Annotated in this window: 4 protein-coding genes and 2 pseudogenes; 3 read left to right on the top strand and 3 right to left on the bottom strand. The window is 42.5% G+C overall.

Going from position 1 to position 4155, the window contains the following annotated elements; all coding sequences use genetic code 11:
- Nucleotides 1–110: 110 nt before the first annotated feature.
- Entirely contained in the window at nucleotides 111–413 is a 303-nt protein-coding gene (gene tnpA / locus CWC18_RS18015; RefSeq protein WP_138675829.1) for an IS66 family insertion sequence element accessory protein TnpA, read from the bottom strand.
- A 173-nt stretch (nucleotides 414–586) separates the two neighbouring features.
- On the opposite strand from tnpA, the gene CWC18_RS21095 reads away from it, so the two are divergent.
- Both CWC18_RS21095 and CWC18_RS18010 read left to right on the top strand, forming a co-directional pair.
- On the top strand, nucleotides 587–1021 hold the full coding sequence (locus CWC18_RS21095; RefSeq protein ID WP_171041152.1) for a hypothetical protein: 435 nt from the start codon (nucleotides 587–589) through the stop codon (nucleotides 1019–1021).
- Entirely contained in the window at nucleotides 972–1565 is a 594-nt protein-coding gene (locus tag CWC18_RS18010; RefSeq protein ID WP_138675828.1) for a TetR/AcrR family transcriptional regulator, read from the top strand. Before CWC18_RS21095 ends, CWC18_RS18010 begins: the two co-directional genes overlap by 50 nt.
- Nucleotides 1566–1951: 386 nt before the next feature.
- Here CWC18_RS18010 and CWC18_RS18005 read toward each other — a convergent pair whose 3' ends face one another.
- Nucleotides 1952–2383 (bottom strand): hydrogenase, encoded by a 432-nt coding sequence (locus CWC18_RS18005; protein ID WP_138675827.1) that lies wholly within the window; start codon nucleotides 2381–2383, stop codon nucleotides 1952–1954.
- Between the two features lie 318 nt (nucleotides 2384–2701).
- A pseudogene (locus CWC18_RS17995) lies at nucleotides 2702–3535 on the bottom strand (IS66 family transposase); the annotation flags it as partial.
- A 147-nt stretch (nucleotides 3536–3682) separates the two neighbouring features.
- On the opposite strand from CWC18_RS17995, the pseudogene CWC18_RS17990 reads away from it, so the two are divergent.
- Nucleotides 3683–4155: pseudogene (locus CWC18_RS17990) on the top strand (transposase); the annotation flags it as partial.

The raw sequence follows: 4155 nt of genomic DNA, 5'->3' as shown, positions 1-4155 counted from the left end.
TTGAATGGGTGTCACTGTTTCTTTCTCGACAATGGCAGCGAGGCCATTGATAGATTTTCGAAAGTCGACCGGTTGGCGATGTAATAACACGCTATCAATATTCCAGTTGATCATGCCAATGCCTTGATTAAATTAGCCAGCCAGATAGCGTCTGTCGTTGTAGGCAGCTCAAGTTTACTTTCTTTACATGAGAGGCGTATTGAGCTTTTCGTTGTGGGTGGCTTCGCAACGTCAGCCTTCGCAGTAACAAATTCACTGCGCGTGGCTTGATTTGCTTTTAATTTGGCGCGACGGTCATAAAATGTTGTGACGCTAAGGTGATGCTCCTGGCAAAAGGCACGTACAGATAAGTCACTTTGTGTGTGCTGCTGAATCAGCTGCTGCCACTGCTCGGCAGTTCTATGTTTAGGCATGTTTTACTCCATGGTTGATTGGAGTTTAAAGCTACCTTAACAAAATCGCGGTTACTAGGTGTGGTTTAGCGGACAGACACGATGATACTGGTAATTTCGATTAAATTCTCGTCAAATTTTTAGTTACAGCAACGAACGTTCGTGCTATTATTTCAAAAAAAGGAAACTCAGAAATGACTTCAAGACTAAAACTATCTGCACGACTTCTGGTTATATTTTGGGCGATACCATTCACATTCTTTCCAATACAGCTACTGGAAGGTTTGGGACTGAATACAGAGGGTTCCCCTATGTTTATACGGCTGTTAGGTGCTGCCTATCTGACACTTAGCTTGGCGCTTTGGCTGTTTGAAGAAAAACAGATACAGATGAAAGAGGTTCGAATTATCAGTATATTATTCCATTTTGGGATGGGAGGAGGCATTATATACACGGCTGTTTTTCATCAACTACCTGTCAATCATAACGTCGCTTTTGTCGCGCTAATATTAACAGCAATTGCCTGTTTACTAAGTGTACTAATAGACTTACTTAATTTTAATCTTATTGAGGCATCAAATGAGAAAAGGCAAACAAACCCGCCAACAAATTTTAGAAACTGCGCTTAATATTGCCACAGGATCTAGCTTAAACGATCTAACTATAGGCAGCTTAGCCGCGGCTACCGAAATGTCTAAGTCAGGATTGTTTGCCCACTTCAAATCTAAAGAGAATTTGCAGCTCGCGGTGTTAGAGTATGCCCATAAGGTGTTTCGCGAACGTGTTATCGAGCCTCAAAGTAATAATGAGGATCCGTTTGATCGTTTACTCAAAACGGTTGAACTTTGGCTGGAGTGGTATGGTCAACAAGCCCAATCCTGTATTTATATTAGTGCTACGACCGAGTTTGATGATCAACCAGGGCCTGTACGGGATAAGTTGAAAAGGGACCTAACGTTGTTACTATCCTTCCTTGAGAACCTCGTGACGCATACAATAGAAAAAGGTGACCTTAAACACGATACAGATGCGAAACACTTTGTATTTGAATTCTATTCACTATATTTAGGCTCTCAGCAAATGAAATGGGTGGATTTTGAAGACAGTGATCAAACTCACTTTTGGCGTGCCTTCGATAATCTCATTAACCGATATAGAAAAGATAAAAGTTAGCACTACTTCTCGTAACTCATGACCCTATCTTAATCTATGGGGGGTTACACAAATCTAGAAAATATGGATAGCAAGTCGTTTAGAACATCCAAAAAAGATCAATAGACTAAGTGTTTTTCAGTGTCGATTATTTGCAGTAACTTTGTTCACCGTGATAATAGCCGCATGCAAAAGTGAGCGTCTTTCTAGCTGGGCTGTTGTTTTCGTCGATGTGATTAACGCGGAGCGTAGCGGTGCGACCAATACTAAATGGCAGAATGGCTTTCGGTTACAGTAGAGAAAGCCTACCGCTGACCATGCAAAAAATTTAGAGGCTTAATCAAACTTGATGTGAGGGAGCGCCTGGCTAGAGGCTACTCCTGACTTCACCATGCATCTATTGCCAATTAACTAATTAATGGCAATAACCCAAACACTAATAAAGTACAAGCAATTAATGAGAGTAGTGAGCCAATACCTACCATTATTTTCAATGCAACTTCTGCGGTGAGGTTTGCTGAAAATCCAGCGCCAGCGATAGGAAGAGCTTTACTTGCTCCTGTCAATGAAGCAAATGTTATTCCTATCCAAATAAGTATGAAGCCCAATGCAGAACCATAAGCGGCAAACATTTCTAAATAAAAAGGAAGCTTAACCAGCGACCAGATAATGCCAAAGATTACCAGTGCCATTGCGCACTGAACAGCAGTTAAGTGACCAGAGAGAGCCATCCGGGAGTTTTTTGCGGATGGTATCAGGGCTCCTTGTATTAAACCGACAAGGAAGAAAGCAACACCAATAAAGATGAGTTGCGCGCCTATCTGTGTAAGTTCTATCATGATGTTCCTTATGTGTTTTGGATAGGTAGAATAAATACCTCTATCCTTTTAATTATTTTTAATATCGGTGTCTTGCTGTCAGACTGGCTCTACAGCTCAAATTTTCTCTCTGGAGTATGCCTTTTTGTAAGCTGACAGCCGTCATTTTCTCCCATGCAAGAAAAAGTACCTGTACCTGTTCAAAAAGGCAAGCTATAAATTGATATCACAAAAAAATCATAAACTTACGCATTCCTACTTGTTCCAAGCCTTTCGTTTTTTGATGTTAGCTGGCGAGCAACAAGGTAAGCGTGCAGCGAACCACACCTAGAGGCTAACGTTCCAAGGCAGTAAACTGTCGATATCACGCTGTGGTTGAGCCAATTCGTTTAAGCAATGCATCACATAATCGAATGGCGTGAGGCCATTTGCTCTGGCGGTTTCGATTAGGCTGTAGAGTATTGCGCTGCTCTCTGCACCACTTGTGGTGAAGCTAAATAGCCAATTTTTGCGGCCGATAACGAACGGTTTGATGGCGCGCTCGGCGCGGTTGTTGTCTATGCTTAACTGCCCGTCGTCGAGGTAGCGAATGAGTTTCGGCCATTGTCTTAGCGTGTAATGGATGGCTTCACCTAGCTTTGATTTGGGCACCACCGTGTGTGCTGATTTTTCTAGCCAGGTTTTAAACTGCTCAAGCAGTGCATACTTTGTGTTTCTCTTTTGGCTTGTTTTTCTTGAGGGCTTGCGGCCTTGATTGAGGTTTCAACGCGATATAGCTTTTGAATATGGTTAAGTGCCCAGTTGGCTTTTCCGGTTTTGCCCTTAGCTTGCGCGTCTGCGGCTTCTTTGAACTTGCGTCTTGCATGTGCCCAGCATCCCACTAAAGTGGCTTGGGTTTGCTCATAGCCGGCATAACCATCTACCTGCAGATAATCGGTGTAACCTTGTAAAAAGCCCACAGGGCAACGCCCTGCACGACTATTCTGATAGTCGAACAGCACAATATTGGGGAGTTGAGCGTCAGCCTCAGGCGAGTCTGTGCTGCTGCAATCCAGCCACATGTAACTGGTCTGTTTGTCTTCTTTCATCACCTTCACTGGGGTTTCATCGGCCTGTATTACCGGTTGCTGTAGCAACACCTCGTGACAGCCTGTCGTAGAGCGGTTTAAATAAACTGGTGCAGCGTAGCATCCAGTCGGCCATAGAACATAATTTTACATGACATCCATTGTAAATTGACTTTTTTCATTCATTGCCTACCCTTTAAATTCAGCTTAAAAGATAGGCACTTCTCTCATGGCAACAGCACGTAAAAGATAAGTGAGTTTAACTGGTACCAAATACTATCATTGTATTTCACGATGTGTGCGTCGTGCTTATCTATGTGGTGAAGATAAGGTAACAGGGCAATCATATGAGCACAGAAGAGGGTGGATAGAGGATAAACTGCTGGAACTTGCTAAAGTTTTTTGTATTGACGTGTGTGCTTATGCGGTAATGAGTAACCATACGCATATTGTGCTGTATGTAAATGATGCCAAAGTAAAAAGGTTAAGTGATAAAGCCGTTATTATTAGATGGCATAAGTTGTTTAAGGGGACCTTGTTAACACATAAATATATGAGTGGTGAAAAGCTCAATAATGCCCAACAATCCTTTTTTAATGAAGAACTGACAGAGTTTCGAATGCGCTTATCGAGTATCAGTTGGTTTATGCGGGTCCTGAATGAAAGTATTGCCCGCAAGGCGAATAAAGAAGATAACTGTACAGGCCGATTTTGGGAGGGGCGCTT

The organism is Pseudoalteromonas aurantia (assembly GCF_005886875.1).
Taxonomy (GTDB): domain Bacteria; phylum Pseudomonadota; class Gammaproteobacteria; order Enterobacterales; family Alteromonadaceae; genus Pseudoalteromonas; species Pseudoalteromonas aurantia_A.
Note: the sequence above shows the minus strand (reverse complement) of the source record. Positions and strands in the feature narration are given on the sequence as shown.

Bases quoted from the DNA above. Each gene is read 5' to 3' on its own strand.
- CWC18_RS21095 (WP_171041152.1), top strand. From the start codon at position 587: ATGACTTCAAGACTAAAACTATCTGCACGACTTCTGGTTATATTTTGG.
- CWC18_RS18010 (WP_138675828.1), top strand. From the start codon at position 972: ATGAGAAAAGGCAAACAAACCCGCCAACAAATTTTAGAAACTGCGCTT.
- CWC18_RS18005 (WP_138675827.1), bottom strand. From the start codon at position 2,383: ATGATAGAACTTACACAGATAGGCGCGCAACTCATCTTTATTGGTGTT.
- tnpA (WP_138675829.1), bottom strand. From the start codon at position 413: ATGCCTAAACATAGAACTGCCGAGCAGTGGCAGCAGCTGATTCAGCAG.